General features: G+C 61.8%; 23 protein-coding genes and 3 tRNA genes. 12 read left to right on the top strand and 14 right to left on the bottom strand.

The window, feature by feature from the left end; genetic code table 11:
• Positions 1 to 22: 22 nt before the first annotated feature.
• The 5 genes from AK829_RS00235 to AK829_RS00215 all read left to right on the top strand — a co-directional run bounded on the left by AK829_RS00235 (position 23) and on the right by AK829_RS00215 (position 5,253).
• Entirely contained in the window at positions 23 to 1,423 is a 1,401-nt protein-coding gene (locus tag AK829_RS00235; RefSeq protein WP_083439684.1) for an MFS transporter, read from the top strand.
• Between the two features lie 39 nt (positions 1,424 to 1,462).
• A complete protein-coding gene (deoC, locus tag AK829_RS00230) occupies positions 1,463 to 2,119 on the top strand; it encodes a deoxyribose-phosphate aldolase (protein ID WP_052203228.1) in 657 nt (218 codons plus the stop codon).
• Positions 2,120 to 2,122: 3 nt separating this feature from the next.
• Positions 2,123 to 3,838, top strand: coding sequence for a phospho-sugar mutase (locus AK829_RS00225; RefSeq protein ID WP_052203227.1), 1,716 nt, complete (start codon positions 2,123 to 2,125; stop codon positions 3,836 to 3,838).
• 150 nt (positions 3,839 to 3,988) lie between these two features.
• Positions 3,989 to 4,061 (top strand) — tRNA-His (locus AK829_RS00220).
• 331 nt (positions 4,062 to 4,392) lie between these two features.
• On the top strand, positions 4,393 to 5,253 hold the full coding sequence (locus AK829_RS00215) for a siderophore-interacting protein (protein WP_052203226.1): 861 nt from the start codon (positions 4,393 to 4,395) through the stop codon (positions 5,251 to 5,253).
• A 2-nt stretch (positions 5,254 to 5,255) separates the two neighbouring features.
• On the opposite strand, the gene AK829_RS00210 is transcribed toward AK829_RS00215, so the two are convergent.
• On the bottom strand, positions 5,256 to 6,416 hold the full coding sequence (locus tag AK829_RS00210) for a L,D-transpeptidase (RefSeq protein WP_232305751.1): 1,161 nt from the start codon (positions 6,414 to 6,416) through the stop codon (positions 5,256 to 5,258).
• Between the two features lie 203 nt (positions 6,417 to 6,619).
• Here AK829_RS00210 and AK829_RS00205 point away from each other — a divergent pair.
• Positions 6,620 to 6,692 (top strand) — tRNA-Lys (locus AK829_RS00205).
• 59 nt (positions 6,693 to 6,751) lie between these two features.
• The gene (locus AK829_RS00200; RefSeq protein ID WP_052203225.1) at positions 6,752 to 7,330 is read left to right on the top strand and encodes an isochorismatase family protein; all 579 of its coding nucleotides are present in this window, start codon (positions 6,752 to 6,754) and stop codon (positions 7,328 to 7,330) included.
• On the opposite strand, the gene AK829_RS00195 is transcribed toward AK829_RS00200, so the two are convergent.
• Both AK829_RS00195 and AK829_RS00190 read right to left on the bottom strand, forming a co-directional pair.
• The gene (locus tag AK829_RS00195; protein WP_052203224.1) at positions 7,327 to 7,911 is read right to left on the bottom strand and encodes a DUF305 domain-containing protein; all 585 of its coding nucleotides are present in this window, start codon (positions 7,909 to 7,911) and stop codon (positions 7,327 to 7,329) included. The genes AK829_RS00200 and AK829_RS00195 overlap by 4 nt on opposite strands.
• An 11-nt stretch (positions 7,912 to 7,922) precedes the next feature.
• Positions 7,923 to 8,198, bottom strand: coding sequence for a DUF3618 domain-containing protein (locus AK829_RS00190; RefSeq protein WP_052203222.1), 276 nt, complete (start codon positions 8,196 to 8,198; stop codon positions 7,923 to 7,925).
• Between the two features lie 72 nt (positions 8,199 to 8,270).
• Here AK829_RS00190 and bcp point away from each other — a divergent pair, with 72 nt between their 5' ends.
• Positions 8,271 to 8,741 (top strand): thioredoxin-dependent thiol peroxidase, encoded by a 471-nt coding sequence (bcp, locus tag AK829_RS00185; RefSeq protein WP_052203220.1) that lies wholly within the window; start codon positions 8,271 to 8,273, stop codon positions 8,739 to 8,741.
• Between the two features lie 65 nt (positions 8,742 to 8,806).
• On the opposite strand, the gene AK829_RS00180 is transcribed toward bcp, so the two are convergent.
• Positions 8,807 to 8,891 (bottom strand) — tRNA-Leu (locus tag AK829_RS00180).
• A 66-nt stretch (positions 8,892 to 8,957) separates the two neighbouring features.
• On the opposite strand from AK829_RS00180, the gene AK829_RS00175 reads away from it, so the two are divergent.
• Positions 8,958 to 9,395 carry a hypothetical protein gene (locus tag AK829_RS00175; protein ID WP_052206260.1) on the top strand — a complete coding sequence of 146 codons (438 nt, stop codon included), beginning with the start codon at positions 8,958 to 8,960 and terminating at the stop codon, positions 9,393 to 9,395.
• Positions 9,392 to 9,766, top strand: coding sequence for a DUF3817 domain-containing protein (locus AK829_RS00170; RefSeq protein ID WP_052203219.1), 375 nt, complete (start codon positions 9,392 to 9,394; stop codon positions 9,764 to 9,766). Before AK829_RS00175 ends, AK829_RS00170 begins: the two co-directional genes overlap by 4 nt.
• Before the next feature lie 383 nt (positions 9,767 to 10,149).
• On the opposite strand, the gene AK829_RS00165 is transcribed toward AK829_RS00170, so the two are convergent.
• The 8 genes from AK829_RS00165 to clpS form a co-directional block, all read right to left on the bottom strand.
• Positions 10,150 to 10,842, bottom strand: coding sequence for a non-canonical purine NTP pyrophosphatase (locus AK829_RS00165; protein ID WP_052203218.1), 693 nt, complete (start codon positions 10,840 to 10,842; stop codon positions 10,150 to 10,152).
• Complete coding sequence (gene rph / locus AK829_RS00160) at positions 10,839 to 11,576, bottom strand: ribonuclease PH (protein ID WP_052203217.1); 738 nt, start codon at positions 11,574 to 11,576, stop codon at positions 10,839 to 10,841. Before rph ends, AK829_RS00165 begins: the two co-directional genes overlap by 4 nt.
• A 15-nt stretch (positions 11,577 to 11,591) precedes the next feature.
• Complete coding sequence (locus AK829_RS00155) at positions 11,592 to 12,365, bottom strand: MBL fold metallo-hydrolase (protein ID WP_052203215.1); 774 nt, start codon at positions 12,363 to 12,365, stop codon at positions 11,592 to 11,594.
• Between the two features lie 29 nt (positions 12,366 to 12,394).
• The gene (murI, locus tag AK829_RS00150; protein ID WP_232305750.1) at positions 12,395 to 13,240 is read right to left on the bottom strand and encodes a glutamate racemase; all 846 of its coding nucleotides are present in this window, start codon (positions 13,238 to 13,240) and stop codon (positions 12,395 to 12,397) included.
• Positions 13,241 to 14,005: a rhomboid family intramembrane serine protease gene (locus AK829_RS00145; RefSeq protein WP_083439874.1), complete on the bottom strand. Its 765-nt coding sequence runs from the start codon at positions 14,003 to 14,005 to the stop codon at positions 13,241 to 13,243.
• 119 nt (positions 14,006 to 14,124) lie between these two features.
• A complete protein-coding gene (locus AK829_RS00140; protein ID WP_052203213.1) occupies positions 14,125 to 15,099 on the bottom strand; it encodes a P1 family peptidase in 975 nt (324 codons plus the stop codon).
• Positions 15,100 to 15,115: 16 nt separating this feature from the next.
• Entirely contained in the window at positions 15,116 to 15,655 is a 540-nt protein-coding gene (locus AK829_RS00135) for a DUF2017 domain-containing protein (RefSeq protein WP_052203212.1), read from the bottom strand.
• 3 nt (positions 15,656 to 15,658) lie between these two features.
• Positions 15,659 to 15,997 carry an ATP-dependent Clp protease adapter ClpS gene (gene clpS / locus AK829_RS00130; RefSeq protein ID WP_101734831.1) on the bottom strand — a complete coding sequence of 113 codons (339 nt, stop codon included), beginning with the start codon at positions 15,995 to 15,997 and terminating at the stop codon, positions 15,659 to 15,661.
• A 133-nt stretch (positions 15,998 to 16,130) separates the two neighbouring features.
• Here clpS and AK829_RS00125 point away from each other — a divergent pair, with 133 nt between their 5' ends.
• On the top strand, positions 16,131 to 17,495 hold the full coding sequence (locus AK829_RS00125) for a nicotinate phosphoribosyltransferase (protein WP_052203209.1): 1,365 nt from the start codon (positions 16,131 to 16,133) through the stop codon (positions 17,493 to 17,495).
• A gap of 2 nt (positions 17,496 to 17,497) precedes the next feature.
• Positions 17,498 to 19,474, top strand: coding sequence for an ATP-dependent DNA helicase (locus AK829_RS00120; protein ID WP_052203208.1), 1,977 nt, complete (start codon positions 17,498 to 17,500; stop codon positions 19,472 to 19,474).
• A gap of 35 nt (positions 19,475 to 19,509) precedes the next feature.
• On the opposite strand, the gene AK829_RS00115 is transcribed toward AK829_RS00120, so the two are convergent.
• Together AK829_RS00115 and serB are read right to left on the bottom strand one after the other, a co-directional pair.
• Positions 19,510 to 20,241: an aminoacyl-tRNA hydrolase gene (locus AK829_RS00115; protein ID WP_232305749.1), complete on the bottom strand. Its 732-nt coding sequence runs from the start codon at positions 20,239 to 20,241 to the stop codon at positions 19,510 to 19,512.
• On the bottom strand, positions 20,238 to 21,491 hold the full coding sequence (serB, locus tag AK829_RS00110; RefSeq protein ID WP_052203207.1) for a phosphoserine phosphatase SerB: 1,254 nt from the start codon (positions 21,489 to 21,491) through the stop codon (positions 20,238 to 20,240). The genes AK829_RS00115 and serB overlap by 4 nt, the downstream gene beginning before the upstream one ends.
• Between the last annotated feature and the right edge of the window lie 66 nt (positions 21,492 to 21,557).

Here is a 21,557-nt window from a genome sequence, read left to right as displayed (position 1 = left end):
CTGACACAGAAAGTCCGAAGCGATGACAACACAGGCCGCACAGGCGGGCCCAAACTCGGGCCCAAACTCAGGCGCTGAAACGAAACTCAGCCCGAAGCACGCCGTGCCCATCATTTTGTTCACGTTCGTTTTCTCACTGATCATTGATAACGGCTTCAAGTTCATGACTGACCCAATGGGTGAGGCGCTTGGCTTGTCGCTCAATGAGGTCAGTCTGCAAGCCTCCCTGGCCGGTGTGATCATCGGCATCGGCGCCGTGGTCTACGCGGCGCTGGCAGACGTAGTCAGCATTCGTAAGCTGCTGCTCGTGGGCATTGTGCTCACCCTGATCGGTTCTTTGATTGGTTACTTTGGCCAGAGCTCCTGGCCGCTGGTCCTAACCGGCCGCATCATCCAGACCACCGGCCTGGCGGCTGCGGAAACGCTCTACGTTATCTACGTAACCAAGCACCTCGCACCGAAGGACCAGAAGACCTACCTGGGCTTTTCCACCGCAGCGTTCCAGGCAGCAACCCTGTTCGGCGCGCTGACCTCCGGCTACATTGCCACCCAGGTGTCCTGGACCGCGATGTTCCTCGTGCCGCTGGTGCTCGTACTCGCTATCCCGGTGATTCTGAAGACCGTGCCGGAGGAGGCATCGCTGGAGTCTGGCCACGTGGACTGGATCGGCCTCGGCCTGATTGCCGTGTTGGCAACGTCTGCCATCATGTTCATGCAGGCGTTTAACTGGTGGTGGCTGCTGCCGTGCATTGCCGCTGTGGTGTTGTTTGTCATGTACGTGAAGAACGGCAAGCGTCCGCTGGTCAACCCGGAGTTCTTCCAGAACCGCCCGTACGTCACCGCCATCATCCTGGTGTTCATTGTCTATTCGGTGCAGCTTGGGTACCTGGTGCTGTTCCCGGCAATGGCAAAGCAGGTCCACGGCCTGACTGCTGATACCGCTTCGTACTTGCTTATCCCGGGCTACACCGCCGCCATTTTGGTTGGTGTGTTCTCTGGCCAGATTGGCAAGTTCCTGCCCACCCGCCCGGCGATCTTCACCGCGCTTTCCTCCATTGTTGTCGCCCTGCTTATTGTGGCGTTCTTCATGCAGGCCGGCCCGTGGGTATTCGTGGTGTCGTCCCTGCTGTTCGCCAGCGGTTTCGCACTGCTCTACGCCCCGCTGGTGGCAACCGCTATTGGCAACATCCCGCCGGCGAAATCCGGTATTGCCATTGGTTTCTACAACCTGACCATCAACCTGGCCGTACCGCTTGGCATTGCATACAGCGCAAAGCTGGCGGACCTGGGCCTGCCTACGCCGAGCTTCCTGCCTGCCGACGCTGGCACGTACCCCATGGTCATGCTGATCCTGGCCGCCATCGCTGTTGCCGGCACGCTGCTCTACGCCGCAATGACCGCGCGTATGAAACAGCCCGCCTAACACCCCAAACACCACTCGCACTTTGAAGGAGAACAACTCATGACTTCACTTACTCGCCACGATGTTGCACAGATGGTGGACCACACGCTGCTGAAGCCCGAGGCCACTCACGCTGATGTGGAGAAGCTGATTGCAGACGCCGCACGGCTGGGCACCTTCTCCGTCTGCGTGTCGCCGTCCATGCTGCCGATCCAGACGCCGGAGAACCTCAAGGTGGCCGTGGTCTGCGGCTTCCCCTCGGGCGCAGTGCCCACGGAGGCCAAGGCTGCTGAGGCCGCGTGGTGTGTGAACAACGGCGCGGACGAGGTGGACATGGTGATCAACATCGGCGCTGCCAAGGAAGGCAACTGGGACGCCGTGCGCGAGGACATCGTCGCGGTGAAGAAGGCCTGCGGTGACGTGCTGCTGAAAGTGATCATTGAGTCCGCGGTGCTTACAGACGAAGAGATCGTCAAAGCCTGCGAAGCCTCCGTTGCTGCTGGCGCGGAGTTTGTGAAGACGTCTACCGGATTCCACCCGGCGGGCGGCGCTTCGGTGCATGCGGTTGAGTTGATGCGTCGGACCGTCGGCAAGCAACTTGGCGTTAAGGCCTCCGGTGGTATCCGTGATGCCGAAACCGCCCGCGCCATGATCGAGGCCGGCGCGTCACGCCTGGGCCTTTCCGGCACTGAGGCTGTGCTGGACGGTTGGGAGTAGGCCATGCTGCGCGAAGATTTACGCGAGCAAGCACAAACCTGGCTGGCCCACGACCCTGACCCGGAGACCCGCGCGGCGCTCCAAGAGGCACTGGACACAAACGACGAGGAGGCGCTTGCACGCGCGTTCGCCGGACCCCTGGAGTTTGGCACCGCAGGGCTGCGCGGCCCGATCGGGTTCGGCGAGTCCGCCATGAACCAGGCCGTTGTCATGCGCGCCACCGCCGGGCTCATGGCCTGGCTGAACAAGCAGGTGGACACCCCGCGTGTGGTGATTGGTTGCGACGCCCGCCACGGCTCCACCAAGTTCGCCAAAGCCGCAGCCCAGGTTGTCGCCGGTGCTGGTGGCGACGCGATGCTGCTGCCGCTTGGTGAGCCGACCCCGCTGACCTCATTTAGCGTGCGCCACCTCGACGCTGACGTCGGCATCATGGTCACCGCCTCCCACAACCCGAAGTGGGACAACGGCTACAAGGTCTACCTCGGCGGCCGCGTCGCCACAGGTGATGCCGCCGGCGTGCAGATCATCGCCCCCGCGGACAAGGAGATCGCAGCCGAGATCGCGAAAGTTCCCGGGGCCACAGAGCTTTTGCTTGCCGACGCCCACGTGAACCCCGACCCCCGCCCCACCTACATCGAAACCGCCAAGGCGCTTGGCAAACCCGCCGCGGACATCACCATCGTCTTAACCCCCATGCATGGCGTGGGCGGACAGTTGGCGAAGGACGCACTGGGGGCGGCGGGGTTTGGGGACGTGGTGGGCGTCGATAAGCAATGGGCTCCTGACCCGGAGTTTCCAACGGTGGCCTTCCCCAACCCGGAGGAAGACGGGGCGCTCGACTTGGCCGTGGCGAAGGCGAACGAGGTGGGTGCGGACCTGATCATCGCACTCGACCCGGACGCGGACCGCTGTGCGTTGGCGGTCCCGGCGCGCGACACGGCGTCTGCCGGCACCTCGATCGGCGGCGGCTGGGTGAAGCTTTCCGGCGACGAAACTGGAGCCCTGCTCGGCGAGTACAAGGCCTCGCACGCCTCTGGCGGCGCGACGGCCTGCTCGATCGTATCCGGGCGGATGCTGGGCCAGATTGCCAAAGCGCACGGCCTGAAGCACGCCACCACACTCACCGGGTTCAAGTGGATCGGACGCACGCCTGAGCTGGTCTACGGCTATGAGGAAGCCATCGGCCACTGTGTGGACCCCGCCCACGTGCGCGACAAAGACGGTATTACCGCCGCCATCGTCGCCGCAACCGTGGTCTCTGAACTGAAGGCACGCGGGGTGAGTGTGCTCGGGCACTTCGACGAGCTCGCCCGCACCTACGGCCTGTACCGCACGCAGCCGCTGACGTTCCGTGTGGAGGATTTGTCCCTAATCAGCGAGGCCATGCAGCGACTGCGCGCTCTACAGCCGAAAGAGCTGGCCGGCTCTGCCGTTACGGAGTACGTCGATCTTGCTGGCGGCTATGGCAACACCCCCGGCACTGACGGCATCCTGATCCGCACCGAGGCTGATGACCGCGTAATCATCCGCCCAAGCGGCACCGAACCAAAGCTGAAGTGCTACCTGGAGGTAGTCATGGACGTTGATGGTGCTGGTTCTGGTTCTGGCGCTGGTACCGGTGCTGGTTCTGGTGCCGGTGCTGGCGCTGTGGACTGGGCGGCTGCCGATGCGCGCCTTGCCGCGCTTTCAGACGCCACCCGCACGTTGTGTGGCATGTAACCCACTTGCGCGCGAAGACCGCGAAGACCGCGAAGACACTGCCTCTGCGTTAGTGCGACTGGCCTGCGGTTTTTGTTTCCTTGGCCAGTCGTACTAAGGTAGGCAGAGCTGTTTGCAATTAGCGTTTATTGCTAGAGCATGACAGCGATGGTGGCTGTAGTTCAGCTGGTAGAGCACCAGGTTGTGATCCTGGGTGTCGCGGGTTCGAGCCCCGTCAGCCACCCCTAGCGCCGGCGCTCACCTTCGGGTGGGCGCCGGTTTTCGTTTCGTGCAGCGGCGGCACCGGGTTAACCGGGCATCGAGGGCACCGAGTCTGGTAGCGGCTCGCCCAAAACACGTTTGCAGCTACCCACCTGCAGCTACCAGCGGAAATTTCGCTTGGTAGCCGGGTGTAGGTAGCTGCAAACTCTCCGCCATCCACCGCCGCCCCCACTAGGCGGCTGGCCAACACCCCAAACAGCACCACGAATATACGTTAGCCTTACCTAACTCAATAACGTGTACGCTGTCCTCGATAGACATACCCCCACAAGAACCCGAGGACAGTGATCACAATGGCCGAGCAGGCAAATACCACGGCGCCAAGGCGCAAAGTCCGCAAGGCAAACGAAGCAACCGTGACGGGCCGTCGCCAGCTTTCCCCAGACCTGGTTCGTTTGAACATGAACTCCCCTGCCCTCGTGGGCCGAGAGCTGGAGTTTACGGACCACTACATCAAGTTGTTGTTCGTGCCAGAAGGCGCCGATTACTCGTGGCCGTTTGATGCTGTGAAGGTCCGTGAAGAGCTGCCGCGTGACATGCAGCCGGTTACCCGCACCTACACCCTGATTAACCTGGATCCGGAAACCGGCGACTTCGACGTTGACTTTGTCACCCACGGTGACGCTGGGCTGGCCGGCCCCTGGGCGCGCACGGCTGAGGTGGGAGAGAAGTTTGGCTTCTTCGGCCCAGGCGGCGCGTGGGGCCCGACGGAAGACTACGACCACTTCGTTTTTGCTGGAGATGAATCTTCCGCCCCCGCCATCGGCGCTGGATTAAAGCACTTGCCTGAGGCCGCGACGGCCACCGCCTACATCGAGATCGAAGCCGATGACCGCACGTTCGAACTGCCCACCCGCGAAGGTGTGGAAATCCACTGGGTGACCCGCAACGGTGCTACCCACGGCACTGAGCTTTCCCGCGTTGTCCGCGAAGCCGGCATCCCCGAGGGCAAGAAAACGGGATGGTTTATCCACGGTGTCGCGGAGATGATTAAGGAGATGCGCCGATTCCTCTTCGTTGATTCGGAAATTGCACGCCAGGACGTGTCCATCTCCGGTTACTGGCGTATCGGCATGACGGAAGACCAGTGGCAGGCTTCAAAGCGAGAGTTCAACGCGCAGATCGAAGCCGAGGAGGAAAGCGCTAAAGCCTAGCCTTAAGCGTTCGGGTCCTCAGAGCCGCCGGAGCGCTGTTCCCAGCGGAAATTCCAGTACCCGAGGCCGTCGTAAGGCGAAAGGTCCCCTCCCAGCGCATTTTTCACAATGACGGGGTCACCGCGGCGGACGGTCTCCTGGAACCAGCGGGCATTCTCCGGCGACGCGTTGACGCAGCCGTGGGAGACGTTGGTGTTGCCCCACGCCCAGGCAGCCCACGGTGCGGAGTGGACGTAGATGCCGGAATAGGACATCTGGGTCGCCCAGTCCACCGGCGTAACGTAGCCGCCTTGGTCCAGGCCGAGGCCGTAGGTGCGGGAGTCCATGACGAGGCTCTCGTGCTCGTCGCCAATCACGTAGGTGCCATTGGGCGTGTCGTAGGAGCCGTCGCGGCCAAGGGCGATGGGGAATGACTTCAGCACCTCACCATTGCGGGTGACAGTCAGAGTCTTGGTGGCGTTGTCAATGACGGTCTCCACTGCGTCACCGATGGTGAAGCTGATGTTGATGTCACTGGAACCCCAGGTGCCGCCACCAAAATCGCGCCCGTAGAACTCGGCCGCAACGTCTACTTCGGTGCCGGGCTCCCAGTATTCCTTCGGACGCCAGCGCAGCTCATAAGGGTCGAGCCAGAAGAAGCCACCCTCGGTGTCGTTGGAGGTCTGAATAGTAATTGCGTCTTCCACCGCCTTGGTGTCCGTGATTGGCACGCTGAAGCGGAAACTCACGGCCTGCGCTACACCAACGGTTGATCCGTCGAGGGGCCCCACAGCTGCCGTGGCTTGCCTGTCCGGGACGATGGTGCTGAACGTGGCGGTTGACGTCTTGCCGTCCACGTTTTTCGCGGTCAACGTGTATGTGCGCCCGTAGCCCATCGGCTCATCGGTGGTCCATTCGGTCTTGTCCGCATTGAATTTGGAGTCAATTTCCCGGCCCTGTTCGTTGGTCATGCTGACCTCGAGCAGTTTGCTTGCCGACGCCACCGTTACCCCATCCCACGGCTCCACCCCCGTCGCACCGTCTTTGACGGAAATGCGTGGCGGTTTAGCCGCGGCAGTGGTGGCTGCTGCGGCACCGGTGGTCAGCGAAGTATCTGCGTCGGCGCCTTGGCTTGTGCCGGGTTCCCCAATGGTGCAAGCAGTGAGTGTGATTCCACACAGCATTAGGCCTGCTAGCCTCGCCGCAATTGCCCTGCTTCGCATTTCGCCGCCCTTCAAGCCCTTCAAACCCAAGCACCATTTGTTGTACCCATGACACGATAGCGTCAAACAGACAAAAAGTTTAAACTCGCAACACCAACACAAAAACCGTCTCTGACCAGGCGATTTCACACATAATAAACACGCTGCTATAGTCATATCCCGTTGCGCCATTAGCTCAATTGGCAGAGCAACTGACTCTTAATCAGTGGGTTCGGGGTTCGATTCCCTGATGGCGCACAAGGGCAAAGCCCCTAGCTTTTGCACAAAGGCTAGGGGCTTTTCGCTACGCTGTCCACATGACTCGTGCATTAGTAATTGTGGACGTTCAAAATGATTTCTGCCCCGGCGGCTCGCTTGCCACTGAGAAGGGCGACCAGGTAGCTGCGGGGATCGCGGAGCTTGTAGCGAACGCGAACAACGATGAGTATTCCCACATCCTTGCCACCCAGGATTGGCACATTGATCCGGGCTCACACTTTTCCGAGAACCCGGACTTTGTAGATACCTGGCCGGTCCACTGCGTCGCAGATTCAGAAGGGGCCGCGCTTCGTGCGCCGCTGGACGCGCACAGCAACAAGATTGATGCCTTCTTCCGCAAGGGGGCGTTTACGGCCGCCTATTCGGGCTTTGAGGGCCGTGTGGGTGATGTTGAGGCTGGTGCCCTACTCGCGGACTATTTGCGCGCTGAGGGCATTGACACCATCGACGTGGTTGGCATCGCCACCGATCACTGCGTTCGCGCCACGGTCCTGGACGGGCTGAAGGAAGGTTTCACCGTGCGGGTGCTGCCGGAGCTTTGCTCGCCTGTCGACGCCGCACGTGGCCAAGCCGCACTCACCGAGATGCAAGTGGCCGGCGCGGAAATCGTGGACTAACCGGCAGCTTGCAGCTGCTCCATCTCGCGCATCTCAGCGGTTTGCACCGCAATCATCTCTTTCGCCATCTTCTTCAGGGGGGCGTATCCGCCGTTGTCCACTTCGCCTTGCGTCATCGCGATGACATCGGCATGGTGGTGGTGCATCATCTCAAGAAACTCTGCTCGAAGCTCATCGCCGGAAAGGTTGCGGAACGCTTCAAGCTGCGAGGGGATGAACATGCCGTTGGCAATGTGGTGGGAGTGAAGCTCCATGTCGTCTTCGATCCCCCACTCGTCGGCCCACGCGAGCATCTGCTCGTTCTCCCGCTCCTGGCCTTCCTTAATACGCTGCGCGAGGTCACGAACAGCTGGGTCTTCCACATCGGAGGCGAGCAACACATCGGACATTTCGATGGCCTGATCGTGGTGCGGGACCATCATGCCAATAAAGTGCACGTCAACGTCGTTCGGGGTGCCATCGCCGCCAGCGTCGCTGCGGAATCGGGGAGCAACAAACAACGCCGCCAGTACAAGCAGTGCGATTGCCAGGATGGCGATGACTGCGGTGTACGGGCGGCGCGGAGAATGGCTTTTGGTCATACCTGTTGATCTTAGCGTTGAGCCAGCAGGCGCTGCAGCTCCTTGAGCTCGTTCTTGCGCTTGCGGCTGTTGAAGAACTTAATGCTCAGCAACGCGGCAACACCCACTGCGATGCCACCGATAACCTTCTGCACAGTCTCATCCTGCAGAAGGTTCTTCGCCTGGCCCTTTGCGTTGTCTGCAAGCGCAGAGGGGTTTGCGCGATCTGCCAACTCATCCAAAGTGCTGGCGAGCTGGGTGCGAGTACGAGCAAGCTCGCGCTCAATGTCGTTGATGTCACGTGCCACGGGTAAAACTCCAATCAAAACTTCTCAGTACTGCGAACCACACTAATAGAAAAACGTGTAAAACGGAGAGGCATGACTGAGCAGATTCGACTTGAAGCAGGCGACACCGCCCCAGCATTCACCCTGACCAATGACCGTGGCGAGGAAGTCTCGCTGGCTGATTACGCAGGAAAGCGCGTCATCGTCTACTTCTACCCCCGCGCCAACACTCCCGGCTGCACCACCGAGGCCTGCGATTTTACCAATGAGTGGTCCGCGTTTGCCGACGCTGACGTGGCCGTTGTGGGCATCTCCCCCGACAAGCCGGAAGCACTGGCAAAGTTCCGCGCTGATCACGATCTGAAGGTGGAGCTGCTCTCCGACCCGTCGAAGGACGTGCTGCGCGCATGGGGTGCGTTTGGTGAGAAGAACAACTACGGCAAGATCGTCGAAGGTGTGATTCGCTCCACGTTCCTGGTTAACGACGGCAAAATCGAACAGTCCCAGTACAACGTCCGCGCCGCCGGCCACGTTGGCCGCATCCTGCGCGACTGGGGTATCTAACCAGCGTCTCGCTGGCATTTCGCCAGCTAAACACCGGCACTTCGCCAGCGTTTAGCTGGCGTACGTGGTGCGCCCGGAGAGACTTGAACTCTCACGCCCTAAGGCACTGGAACCTAAATCCAGCGCGTCTGCCAATTCCGCCACGGGCGCATGCCTTTGACACTCTACACCGCTTTGGCGTTTGGCCCCGCACCGCACGGGGGTAAGGTGTGGGGTATGAATGAGCAACCAGAGCAACCGCGTCAACGTGTGCGCGTACGCGCCTGGCACATTCTCCTCTTGATCGCCGCGGTGATCACCACAATCCTGCTGGCGAACTGGCAGTGGCAGCGCTACCAATCCGGCACTGGCACCTTCCAGAACTTGGGATACGCCTTGCAGTGGCCGTTCTTCGGCGCGTTTTTTGTCTACGCGTATCGCACCGGCATCCGGATGGAAAACGAAAAGATCGACGCCATCAATGCCGGCAAAGCGTTGGAGGACATGTACGAGGCCGATATTGCAAAGTACGGCGCAGACTCTTCGGCCGCTGGCCCTAAAGCGATTGATGAGTCCTTCTTGCCCGAACGCCCGCACCTCGACATTGACGAATACAACGAGTTGTTAACGCCGCAGCGTCGGCACCAACCAGACCCCGAGAAAGGCACTTCATGACTGAGCCGACACAGCAGCCCATTCAGGCTGAGCAACCCCGCATTCACCCGGAGCGTCAACGCCGCGTGCGCACTGCGCTGAACCTGTTTTCGGCAGCGGCGTGGCTCACCGGTGTGCTGCTGCTCTTGTTGGTGCTGCGCATGATCCTGGAGTACGGCTTCCACATGGATGTTGCGGCCCTGGCGTGGGTGGCACGCGTGCACGGTCTTGCGTACGTGCTGTTTTTGATGACGTCGCTAAACCTGGGCACCACCGCCCGCTGGCCAGCGGCAACCTGGGTGGTTACCGCCATTTCTGGCGTGGTGCCGTTCTTGTCGTTTGTGGTGGAAGCGAAGCGTCGTAAAGAAGTGAAGCAGACCTTCCAGCTTTAAGACGCAATACCGCAACGCCCGCCCCCGCGAAACTGTGGGAGCGGGCGTTTTTCACTTCCGCATTCAGTCTTACGTACGGCCAGTCTTACGTGCTGCCAGTCTTACGTCCTGCGTGGCTTCCCCCCAGCGCCGCTTCCCCACCGCCGGAATGACCGGCCGGCGGACAGCGTCCAAACGCAGATATGCAGGGGAAGATATGCAGGAGCAATGGTCAGAGCGTTTTTTCAATAAGCACCCCGTTAATGAAAAAAGCCCGTGACCTGCAGACCTGCATATCTTCCCCTGCATATTTGTTGAAAGCGGCCAGCCGGGCGCGGCGGACACGGCGAGCACGGCCAGTCGGCGCGGCGGTCGCGGCGGCGGGGACCAGCGCTAGGCCAGCCCTAGAGCAACGCCGCAATATGCGGTGCAAGCAGCCGCAACGCCTGCCCCCTGTGGGAGCGGGCGTTTTTCTCTTCCGCGGTCAGCTCTGCGGAGGAACGGCCGTCGGCGTCGTTAGGTGCAAACAGCGGGTCGTAGCCAAAGCCGTTCTCGCCACGCGGGGTGTACAGCAGCTGGCCCTCCCAGCGCCCTTCAGCGGTGAACTCCCGCAGCTCTTCGGCAGCACCCGCACCGGCACCAGCCTCAGCCTCAGCACCCGCACCGGCACCCGCCCCCACACCGGCACCGGCATCCGCACCCGCACCAGAACCTGGCACCACCAGCGCACAGCAGGACACAAACGCCGCGGCACGCTGCTCGATGTCCTCCATCTGGGCGAGCAGGAGGCGGTTGTTCGCTTCATCATCGCCATGCGCACCCGACCAGCGCGCAGACAACACCCCCGGCATGCCACCCAGGGCATCCACGCTCAGACCGGAATCGTCCGCCACGCACGCATACCCTGTGGCACGTGCGCCCGCCCGGGCCTTGATCAAGGCATTCTCGGCGAAGGTGAGGCCGGTTTCGCGTGGTTCGGGGTAGGCGGTGACGTCAGCAAGCGAAAGAAGCTCCACACCACGAATATCCAGATCTTGAAGCACCTGGTCTAACTCGCGGAGCTTCTTCGCGTTCCCGGAGGCTACGAGCAGCTTCACAGGCCAAGCGCCTCTCGCTGCGCGCGGATCAGCTCGTTACAGCCCTTTTCTGCCACATCCAGCATCTGGTTGAGCTCGTCGCGGCCGAACAGGCCGTGTTCGCCGGTGCCCTGGATCTCCACGAAGTTGCCGCCTTCCTGCATCACCACATTCAGGTCAACCTCCGCGCGGGAGTCCTCGACGTAGGGGAGGTCGAGGCAGACGTGGCCGTCGATAATCCCGGCGCTGACTGCCGCAATCGGGGCCAGAAGCGGCTCGCCCGGAACCACCCCACGCTCTTTCAGCACGTTGATCGCATCCGCCAACGCCACATACGCGCCGGTAATGGATGCGGTGCGGGTACCACCGTCAGCCTGCAGCACGTCACAGTCAATCTGGATGGTGTTCTCCCCCAGCTGGCTCAGATCCACCGCAGCGCGCAGCGAACGTCCCACCAGACGGGAAATCTCGTGCGTGCGGCCCTTGACCTTGCCACGCATGGACTCACGCGGCATACGCTCATGCGTCGCGGCCGGCAGCATGGAGTACTCCGCAGTCAGCCACCCCTCGCCAGAATCCTTCTTAAAACGCGGCACGCCCTCTTCCACAGAAGCCGTACACATCACGCGAGTGTTACCAAACTCCACGAGCACGCTGCCCGCCGGGTTGGAGGTAAAACCGCGGGTGATGCGAACCGGACGCATTTCATCAAACGCGCGGCCATCCGCGCGCGTAAACAAAGCTGGATCAGTCATGCGACCCAGCCTAACTCACACGGTGAATTCCGCCCCCGCCTCACCAAGCACAATCGGACCATCAAACTGCGTGCGAGCAGCCTCCAGGGTGGCCTGCTTATCACTCCACGGCTGGATGTGCACCAACACCAGCTTCTTCACCCCGGCTTCACGCGCAATGCGGCCGGCTTCCTCACCGGACAAGTGCATGCCCTCCGGCTGTCCCTCAGCCGAAGGCCCCCAGGCAGCCTCACACAAAAACAGGTCCGCACCCTGAGCTGCTTTGACTAGGGACGCCGTATAGCCGCTATCGCCCGAATACGTCAGCACTGCACCAGTGGCGTTGTCTTGGACACGCAACGCATGCGACTCTTCAGCGGGATGCTCCACCGCAAACGGCGTAATAGTCACGCCTTCGAATGTGACGGCTTGGTGCTCCTGCCACACGCCAACATCAAACGTATCCGTGATGTCAGTTGGTTTATCCGGCCCATCAGCACCCAGTTGGCCAATAAAATCCGCGGTAAAACTCGGCCCATACATCCGGTTCTTCCCCACCGCCGGGCGCTCCGGGTGGTAACGACGCCACACCAACAACGACGCCGTGTCCGAGCAATGATCCGCATGCAAGTGAGAAAACGTCACGTGCGCTGCCGACGGATCAAAGCCCAGGTTACGAAGCCCAGCAAGCGCACCCGGCCCCAAATCCATCACGACGTCCGGGTTGCCCTCAGTGGACACCACGTACGAAGATCCGGGATTGCCCGGCGCGCCCAAGCTTCCAGAGCAACCGATGATGGTCAACTTCATGGATGACACTGTACTAGGTACGCATGACTTCAGCGCTGCACGGCATGAATACGCGGGCCCAAAATACGTTCCGCAAGTTGGTCGAATTTCTCCGGATCGCCGGTGGACTCAAACACGCGAGTCGGTGCGGCAGCGCGGCCTGCTCCCGTGCCGGCTTCGGCGAGCATGTCCTGCTCAGTCAGCACACGCAGCACGTCCTTGGAGGTTTCCTCGGCAGAGCTGACTAGCGTCACGCCGTCTCCAATAGCCAGCTGAATCACGCCAGACAGCAACGGGTAGTGCGTACACCCAAGCACAAGGGTGTCCACGCCGGCTGCCTGCAGCGGTTCAAGGTAGCCCTGCGCCACACCAAGGATCTGGCGGCCGGAGGTGATACCGCGCTCCACAAACTCCACAAATGCTGGACACGCCGCGGCCGTGACCTCTACCGACGGGTTGAGTGCGAACAGGTCCTGGTACACCCCGGAGGTAATCGTGGCCTGGGTGCCAATCACGCCGACCTTGCCGTTGCGGGTCGTGGCCATGGCGCGGCGCACCGCCGGCTGGATGACTTCGACGACGGGAACGTTGTAGCGCTCCCGTGCGTCATGAAGAAAGGCGGCCGTAGCGGTGTTGCAGGCGATCACCAGCATCTTGCAGCCGCGTTCTACAAGCTCGTCGCTGATGCGCTGGGCGTGGGCACGCACGTCTGCAAGCGGCTGCGGGCCGTACGGGGCGTGCGCGGTATCGCCGATGTAAATCATGGACTCATGCGGCAACTGATCCATCACCGCGCGCGCAACGGTGAGTCCGCCAACGCCGGAGTCAAAAATCCCGATCGGGGCTTGCGCATCCACAGTGCCCACAGTGTCCACAGCTTCTACCACCGGATTCACCTAACGCCTTTGGTTACCAAACGGGTTCTGCTGGTACGGCATCTGCACCGGTTGCTGGGCGTTTTTCAGTTGCTGCTTCTCCAGTTGCTTGCGCTGGCGCTTCATCACCAGTGCTGGCGGGTCATCAGAGGTGATGATCATCGCAGCAACTGCACCACCAATCGCACCGAACAGGTGCGCCTGCCAGCTCACTCCCGGGTTGCCTGGGAACATGCCCCACACCAAACCGGAGTACAGGAAACCAAGGATGACACCCAACGCAATCTGCTGGCCGGAACGGTTAAAGAAGCCGCGCACAATCAGGTACGCCAGCCAGCCGTAGACAAGGCCGGATGCACCGACGTGGTTGGTGCCAATGCCGCCAAACAGCCACGTCCCAAGCCCACCGATAATCACCACAAAAGCTGTGACCTCCCAGAACACACGCTTGCCGGAGTAGCCCACAAGGTACGCGAAAATCGCACCCGGCACGGTGTTGCCCAAAATGTGGTCCAGACTGCCGTGCAGCAGCGGGGAGGTGAAGATAAACGGCAGTGACGGCACGTCCAGCGGGTGAATGCCCATGTAGAGCAAGTTTCCGCCGAAGACGATCGAGTTGATGATAAACACCACCCAGATGGACAGCACATATAGCGCCGCAAAGCGCAGGCCTGTGCGGCGTTGCGCCTTGCGTTTGCTCTTCGGCTGGCCGAACTGTGGCCCAGGCTGGCCAGGCTGGCCGGGCTGCCCAGGCAGTCCAGGCTGGCCCTGGTAGAAGGCAGGCATCTGAGTTTCTGGGTGGCTAAACGGCCGCTGGAACGGTTTGCCGTAGCCGGGCTGGCCGGTGGGTCCGTAGCCCCAGCCGGGCGGGGTGTGGTGCTGGTTGTGATTCATCGTGGGCCAGCTTAGCTGGCTACCTCACGCCACGCCCGCACCCCATAGGCAGGCTCTGCGTGCATCACCGCGTTCACAATTGCGGTTTCCACACACGTCGCGGCAGCTTCACCAAGAGCCATATGCTTCTCGACGTCCACGTTAACCCCCACACCCCCCACACCGTCCCCACCCACGGACACCGCAAACAACGTGTCTCCGTCTAGGGGTGAATGCGCCGGTCGCACGGCGCGCGCAATCCCGTCGTGGCCGGTCATGGCCAGGCGTTTCAGGTGCGCTTTGTCCAACGGCGCATCAGTGGCAATCACGCCGATGGTGGTGTTCAGCTTCGGCATCGGGCGTTTGAGCTGAGCAAACGCCTCGGTGTCCACGGCTGGTTTGGACGGGTCGCCGTAGAACAACCCGGTGTTCGGATCAATCACGGAGCCAACCGGGTTGGCCACGATGAACGCGGCCACGGTGTACTCCCCAACTTTTTGCTGCGCAACGCCGAAGCCGCCGCGCAGCACACCTGCGGTTGCGCCGCAGCCCGCCCCCACACTGCCGGAAACCCAGCCGCGGGCCAGGTCGCCCTGCTGGCTCTCCAGGGCAGCGCGCACAGCCGCCGCACCATCAGCAGCTACGGGGCGGTGCGCGGGATCGCCCACCACCAGATCAAAAATCACCGCCGCCGGCACGATGGGCACCACAGGTCCGTTGGGCACCTCATCACCAAACACCCGGAAACCCCGCCCGTGCTTTTCTAACTCCCCCATCGCACCGTCTGCAGCCGCCAGACCAAACGCAGAGCCGCCGCACAACAAAATCGCGCCGACCTTCTCCACCGTGTTGTACGGCTCCAACAGGTCAGTCTCACGCGTCCCCGGGCCACCGCCCCGGACGTCTACTGCCGCGCGCATGCCCTCTGGGTCCACGGGGACAATCGCTGTCACACCCGTATCGCCTAAGGATTGGTGGCCGATGGAAAGGGGCAACGAGACGTCCATAAGCAACAAGCCCTATCTAGTCCAACATTGCTTCCAGCAAGGAGTCCTGGCACACCGCCAACCAGTCCATCAGCAACTGGCGGTTCTCCTGGGCGCGCTCCGTGCCCGACGTATCCTCAGACACGTACAAACGCAGGTCATTGAGCGCCGCGACGAACCGTGGGGCGTCCTCCTGATCAATGGTCACCTCAACCCCACCAGTGGGGCCAAGTACCTCATTGACCACCTGCAGGTTCTCAAGCTTCGACTTAATAATGTCGTTCTCGTGCAGGCTGCGAAGCAGGCCGTTATCCCCGTCGAACTCCTGGTCCGCCTCCAGCTCAAAGTCCGGCAGCAAACGCGCCAAACGTGGATCCTCCGGTGCCTCCGTATGGCCTGTGGAGACACCCATCATCTCCGCAAACTCATCCTTCGGCGCGGACTGGGCGCGCCCAATTAACGCCTCAGCAACTGTAGCCGTCAGGTTGCCTATCAACTCACGCTCAAGCGGATCAAAACGGGTGGTGAACTTCACGCCGGAGCGCAACAACCCCTTCTTCCTACGCCATGCTTCCATGATCTACCCCGCCTGCTGCATGGTTGCCCACAAACCGTGCGTGTGCAGCTTCTTCACGTCGGTTTCTACCTTGTCCTTCTCGCCCGAAGACACCACGGCCTTGCCCTCGGTGTGCACCTGCATCATCAACTCGGTGGCACGCTTGCGGTCATAGCCCAACACGGTTTGGAACACGTAGGCCACGTAACTCATCAGATTCACCGGGTCATCCCAGACGATGCACATCCACGGCAGGTTCTCGCTCGTGGTCACCTCAACCTCAATCGCCTCATCAAGCTCGGGCGAAGCGAGCGGGGAGGATGCACGCACCGACTTCGGGTTCGTCGCATTGGAGTGTGTCATGGGTTTCATGGCTCCACAGCGTACCCGAGCGGTCACACAAACAGCACCGCATGACCACTGCAAGGCCACCGGATGACCACCGCATGACCGCCGTGTGCTCGCTGTGTGCCTGCCGAGGGTAGCCTTGAACACCATGACCGAACAGACGCCGCAGCGTGTAAGCGATTACCGTAGCTCCACGTGCAATGAATCCACTGCGTTTCTTACAGACATGTATGAGCTGACCATGCTCGACGCCGCGCTGCAGGACGGCACCGCCTTCCGCCAGTGTGCGTTTGAGGTGTTCACCAGGCGCCTGCCAGCGGAGCGTCGCTACGGAGTGGTCGCTGGTACCGCGCGTGTGATCGACGCGATCACAAGCTTCCGTTTCACAGAAGAGCAGATCGCCTCTGCACCTTTCCTTTCGGACGCAGCGAAACAGTACCTGCGCGACTACACCTTCACCGGCGATATTGATGGCTACCGTGAGGGCGACCTGTACTTCCCCTACTCCCCCATCCTGACGGTGCGCGGCACGTTCGCCGAGTGCGTCATTTTGGAAACCGTCATCTTGTCCATCTTCAACTCGGACTCTGCGGTGGCCTCTGCAGCTTCACGCATGGTGTCTGCGGCAGACGGCAAGCCGATTATTGAGATGGGTTCGCGCCGCACCCACGAGCTGGCTGCGGTCAGCGCGGCACGTGCAACCTACATCGCGGGCTTTGACGCGACGTCCAACATGGAGGCGTCCCACCGTTACGGCATCCCGGCATCCGGTACCGCCGCGCACGCGTGGACACTGCTGCACGTGGATGAAAACGGCCAGCCGGACGAAAAGGCCGCGTTCAAGGCACAAATTGACGCCGCCGGTGTGGATACCACGCTGCTGGTGGACACCTTCGACATCACCAAGGGTGTGGAAAATGCCCTTGAGGTTGCAGGCACCGACCTGGGTGCGGTGCGTATTGACTCAGGCGATCTGGGCATCGTGTCACGCCGCGTACGCAAGCAGCTGGATGAGGCAGGCGCGTTTAACACCCGCATCATCGTCTCGTCTGATTTGGATGAGTTCACTATTGCTGGGCTTCGTAGTGACCCGGTTGATGGCTTTGGCGTTGGCACGTCTGTAGTCACCGGCTCCGGCGCACCGACTGCTGGCCTGGTGTACAAGCTGGTGGAGGTTGAAGGCCACGCTGTGGCAAAGCGCTCCTCCGGCAAACGCACCTACGGCGGCGCGAAGACTGCGCTGCGTGCCTACCGTGCGTCTGGCGTTGCTGTCGGCGAGGTGATTCTGCCTTTGGGTTCAGACGTTGAGCGCAAGCCCAACCTGGACTACCAGGAGCTGACGGTGCCAATGATTCGCGGCGGCAAGGTTGTAGACGCAGACTTTGATCTGGAATCCGCACGTTCCCTGCACGCCCAGGCTCGTACGACCCTGCCGTGGGAAGGCCTGGCCCTTTCGCGCGGTGAGGCCGCGATCCCGACCAAGTTTGTCGGTTTCCCGGAGCCGGCCGAGTAAGCGTGGCTTCAGGCGAGAAGACGAGCGACCAGCCGCTGAGCCAAACCACCGAGGACCTGCTTGCCGCAGCGGTGGAAGCCATCGGCGGCGCTACACGTGAAGGCCAGCTGGCCATGGCGCAGGCGGTGACCCGTGCGTTTGATACGCAGCGTCACTTGGCGGTGCAGGCTGGCACTGGCACCGGTAAGTCCCTGGCGTACCTGGTGCCCGCGTTTTTGCACGCCCAGCGCACCGGCAGCACCGTGGTGGTGTCCACCGCGACGATTGCGCTGCAGCGCCAGTTGGTGGAGCGCGACCTGCCCCGGCTTGCAGACGCCCTGGAGCCACTCATGGAGCGCCGCCCCACCTTTGCCATCCTCAAAGGCCGAAACAACTACGCCTGCCTGCATAAACTTGCGCTTGATAGCGATGCACCGGAGGCGCTGATTGAAGAAGATAACCTCTCACGCATTGGTAAAGAGGTCAAGCGTGTGGCCGAGTGGGCGCAGGAAACTGAGACCGGTGACCGCGATGACTTAAGCCCCGGCGTGAGCGATCTTGTGTGGCGCCAGGTGTCTGTCACCTCTGCCGAATGCCTGGGCGCAGTCCGCTGCCCGCACGGCGAATCCTGCTTTGCGCAACTTGCCCGGGAGGAAGCCGGCAAGGTGGACGTGGTGGTAACCAACCACGCGCTGCTAGCCATTGATGCTCTCTCTGAGGTCAACATCCTTCCCGAGCACTCGGCGGTGGTGATCGATGAGGCCCATGAGCTTGACGGCCGTATTACTTCTGTTGCCACCAACGTGATCTCTGGTCGAGCCCTGACCTTAGCGGCGCGTCGCGCCGGCAAGCTCGGTGCGGACAAAGCTGTCCTCGAGGACGTGGTGGATGACGTCAACGCCGCTTTAGCCATTGAGGAGCCCGGGCGTTGGGAAACCATCACCCCACCGGCCCGCGCCGCGTTTGAGGGCCTTTCACGCGCCCTGTCGCGCACGCGCATGGCCATCGGGGATGCCCCACCCGGCGAGTCCGAGAATGACCCTGAGAAGTTCGCCGAACGCGGCAACCTGAGAAACCACCTTGGGGAGCTCGAGGACGCTGTGGATCGCATCCTGTCCGTGTTTGATGAGGATGACCCCGCCAAGCACCGCGACGTGGTGTGGCTAACCCGCAACGAGCGCGATGATGATGCTGTGTCGGTCGCGCCGCTGTCAGTGGCTCCTTTGTTGAGCACCTCGCTTTTCGACGCCACACCCGTCGTCCTCACCTCCGCCACCTTGACCGTTGGCGGCAACTTCAACGCCATGGCGGCAGCGTGGGGGCTTCCCGAGGGTTCCTGGGACCACCTGGATGCTGGTACGCCGTTTAACCCAAGGAAGTCCGGCATTCTCTACACCGCCAAGCACTTGCCAACGCCTGGCCGCGAGGGGCTTTCACCACAGACGTTGGATGAGATAGCTGAGCTGATCACCGCAGCCGGTGGGCGCACACTCGCGCTGTTTTCCTCACGCAAGGCCGCTGAGCAAGCCGCCAAAGAGACGCGCAAGCGTTTACCCTTCGACATTTTCTTGCAAGGCGAGGACACCACCGGCGCATTGGTGGACAAGTTTGCCAAGTCCGAAAACTCGTGCCTGTTTGGCACGTTGACGTTGTGGCAGGGCGTGGATGTGCCCGGCTCGTCGTGCTCCTTGGTCATCATTGACCGCATCCCATTCCCCCGCCCCGACGACCCGCTGCTGCAGGCACGTGCGGCCGCCGCGGATGCCGCTGGCCGCAGCGGTTTCATGGAGGTCTCTGCAACGCACGCTGCGCTGCTGCTCGCCCAAGGCACAGGCCGGCTATTGCGTTCCGTGCATGACAAGGGCGTTATCGCGGTGTTAGACAACCGCCTGGTGACGAAGCGCTACGGTGCATTCCTACGCAAGTCGTTGCTGCCCTACTGGGAGACCACAGACCCGGATGTGGTGCGCGGCGCGTTGCGGCGCCTCGTTGCAAGCTAGCCAGCTAGCCCTGCCCGCTAGCCCTGCCCGCGTACCTACCCAGCCGGCGGCACAGCCACCACCGTGGTGGAACCCGGTGCGACTTCCGTAAAGCCCGCGTCTTGCACCGGCACCGCGCCCGGCGTGTTGCACGCTTGCGAAAACTCGACGCCGTCCACTTCACGCACGTTGAGCGCGAACCCTTGCTCGGCCCACGCGTGTGCGCTGTTTAGCGGCAGCGCCGCTGCGTAGAGCATGGCGGCGTGCCCCACCTGGGCAGCGGCCTTGCCCAAGGACATGTGCAGGGTGGAGTTGATGTAGATGGTGGGCACGTTGGCGTCGACAAGCAAAAGCTCCGACTGCTCTACATCGGTGCCCTTGATCTGCAGCTTAGAAATGGCATGGGGCACCTCCGCGACGCTGGAGGGCACGAACGCGCGCACCGACCCCACCGTCACGCCAGGTAGCGCCTGTACGTCATCCCAGGCCTTACCGCGGGCGCGGCGGGCTACTTTCCGGATGCGGTGGTCATACCAACGTCCGAGCCCGTCACGCCAAAACCCTAGCTCTCCTGCCCTCGGATCCAAGCACACGGCCACCGTTGCCTTCGCTGCATCTACCAGCACCTGGTTACGCGAAGGCGGATCCACCTTCGGCAGGTGAATTACCAACTGCATCGCCTGGACTGTCGAGGGATCATCCGGGTCCTCGGTGCGCTGCCTGTAGTCCGTCCGGGTTTCCGCCAGCAGGCGATGCGCCGCGGCAAACGCCTCACTCGGCTGCGTCACAGCTGCGGCGGCTGGGAATCAACGCCGCTGGCCTCGTTGAAGGTGTCGATCTCTTCACGCGGGATACCCAGCATGTAAAGCACCTCATCCAAGAACGGATGGTTAACCGAAGCGTCCGCAACTTCCTTCAGCGCTGGCTTCGCATTAAACGCAATGCCAAGGCCCGCGCGCGAAAGCATGTCGATGTCATTGGCACCATCGCCCACGGCGACTGTCTGCGCCATGGTCAGCCCGGAATCCGCAGCGAAGACCTCAAGGAAATTCGCCTTCGCCTCACGGTCCACAACATCACCGATGACGCGGCCGGTCAGCTTGCCGTCCACAATCTCCAAGGTGTTGGCCCGAACGTAATCAAGCTCCAGCTCCTCGGCCAGATCCTCTAGTACCTGGATAAAGCCGCCGGAGACCACCGCAGTGCGATACCCCATCGAGTTCAACGTGCGAATGGTGGTGCGCGCACCCGGCGTCAGCTGGATCTCTGCAGCAACCTCATCGATCACGGAAGCGTCCAAGCCCGCCAAGGTCTTCACACGCTCACGCAGCGACTCTTCGAAATCAAGCTCGCCCCGCATCGCACGCTCCGTCACGGCAGCAACCTCTGCTTCACGGCCGGCGTGCGCCGCGAGCATCTCAATGACCTCGCCGGTGATCAACGTGGAATCACAGTCAAAGCACACAAGACGCTTCGCCCGGCGGTGTAGCCCCGCGTGCTCCATAGCCAAGTCGATCCCCTGCTTAGCGGACAGCTCCGCCAGAGCCCTGCGGATCTTCTTTCCGTCGCCCGGAGTGTAATCCGGCACCGTAATGCGGAACTCCAGGCCGGTCAGCGGGTACTGCGCAATGCCGCGGATGACGTTGATGTTGGCGCCGAAAGATGCCAGGGCCGCACCCAAGCGTGAGACGTTCTCCGCCGTTAGCGGGTTACCCAAGGCAACAACAACGTGAGTGGATTTTTCGCGTGAGCCCTTCGCTACAGCCTCGCCGGTTTCGATCGCGACGACCTGGCCGAAGTCAAACAGTGCACTGCGCAGATCACGCTCAAGGTCCGAAAGCACGTCTGGGTTCATGCCCACAAGGGCTGCAAGGTGGAGGCGTCCGCGGAAGTTGGTCTGCTCCACATCCAGCAGCTGCACCTCATGGCTGGCGAGTGCCGCGAAGAACTCTGCGGACACGCCCGGCTTGTCCGGACCAGAGGTGCTAATGACGGCCCTTTTCAGACCTGTCTGTAGGGCAATTTCAAGAGGCTTCATAGCGCGGACACTAACACAATGAAGCCCCCCATCTGTCGATGAGGGGCTTCATTGTTGTAATCAGTC

This window comes from Corynebacterium riegelii, from assembly GCF_001263755.1.
Taxonomy (GTDB): Bacteria; Actinomycetota; Actinomycetes; order Mycobacteriales; family Mycobacteriaceae; genus Corynebacterium; species Corynebacterium riegelii.
This window is presented reverse-complemented; position numbering and strand designations above follow the sequence as displayed.